Genomic DNA, 1,174 nt, shown 5'->3' with positions numbered 1-1,174 from the left:
GAGATGACATTTTGTGTCAGGAGGGGTCAGACAGTGATAGCAAGAATGATAAGAAGATAGTAAAGCTTTAGTCCCATTCTTTACCAGTGCCGCAGGTTGCTACGTTATTGGTGTCAATACGGCACTTATTACCTTCATGATTAAGCGTAAGCCTGCCGTCATTTACCATACGCTGCCCAGTCACAGGCGTTGCAGTCACCGTCCAATCACTATCACCCAAGGTCGTTGAACTGTTTGGCGTTACGGTAACGGTATATAGTGCCGTGCCAGCGATAGGGAAGTTTGCACTACCATCAGCCGCGACAGTGCCTGACAACACCGAGGACAGCGGTATTCTGTCATAACGTTTATAGTTTATTTTATTGGACTCAATGCGGGTGGCTATTTGCTGCATCTCGCTCATCATATCCGCTCGATTGGTTCTCTCGACATAGCCTTGATAGCTAGGAAAAGCAATGGCCGCTAGTACCCCGATAATAGCGACGACGATCATCAGCTCTATCAAGGTAAAGCCTTTTTGGGGCAAGTGTTCGTTCGGTGACAAGTATGTCTTGCTCGCTGGCTTGTTCAATGAATATATCACCACGTTGTCTCCCCTGCTCCGCAATCGGTATCTGTAATATCAAATGCGATATTATTCGCGCAGCGTACGCCTTGGCTACTTAGCATAAAGTTATCTGCGCCTGTCATATTGATAGGTGTCGCCATCATGACCCAGCCCATAGCACGCTCACTACCTTCATGTAAGGGACTAAACGCTGCTGGACTGCCTGCGATATGTCCAAGGCGAATCGTATAACGAGGATTGTTGGCAGGCCAGCTGATCGCACCTGTCGAACTTGCGATCGTATCTGCCTTTGGTTCGAAGCCTTTATAAGTTAGCGCTTTGGCGCGCCATTGCTCAAGCTCAGTTGCGAGCGATAGCATCTTACGCTGCGTATCTGCCTCAGCATTACGCACGACATAGGCGCGGTAACTGGGTACAGCGATGGCCGCTAGTATGCCGATAATAGAGACCACGATCATAAGCTCTATTAACGTAAAGCCTATCTGCCGAGTAAAACCGCTGTTGGCTCTCATTAGCATTTTAATGTTCCATCCAGCTCAATGGATTGATACGTTTATCGGTATTGATACCACTATTGACCCCGCAGGTAGGTCCGACGCACTCATC

Annotated in this window: 2 protein-coding genes; both read right to left on the bottom strand. The window is 48.3% G+C overall.

Going from position 1 to position 1,174, the window contains the following annotated elements; genetic code table 11:
• Positions 1-67: 67 nt before the first annotated feature.
• Positions 68-586 carry a type IV pilin protein gene (locus ACS8FD_RS15755; RefSeq protein WP_439276539.1) on the bottom strand — a complete coding sequence of 173 codons (519 nt, stop codon included), beginning with the start codon at positions 584-586 and terminating at the stop codon, positions 68-70.
• Positions 580-1,080, bottom strand: a complete 501-nt coding sequence (locus ACS8FD_RS15750; RefSeq protein WP_439276540.1) for a type IV pilin protein — start codon at positions 1,078-1,080, stop codon at positions 580-582. The genes ACS8FD_RS15755 and ACS8FD_RS15750 overlap by 7 nt, the downstream gene beginning before the upstream one ends.
• Between the last annotated feature and the right edge of the window lie 94 nt (positions 1,081-1,174).

The organism is Psychrobacter sp. 1U2 (assembly GCF_051847575.1).
The sequence above is the reverse complement of the archived record's forward strand: the minus strand, read 5'-3'. Positions and strand labels throughout refer to the sequence as shown.

Coding starts and splice junctions, on each gene's coding strand:
- ACS8FD_RS15750 (WP_439276540.1), bottom strand. CDS start 1,080: ATGAGAGCCAACAGCGGTTTTACTCGGCAGATAGGCTTTACGTTAATA.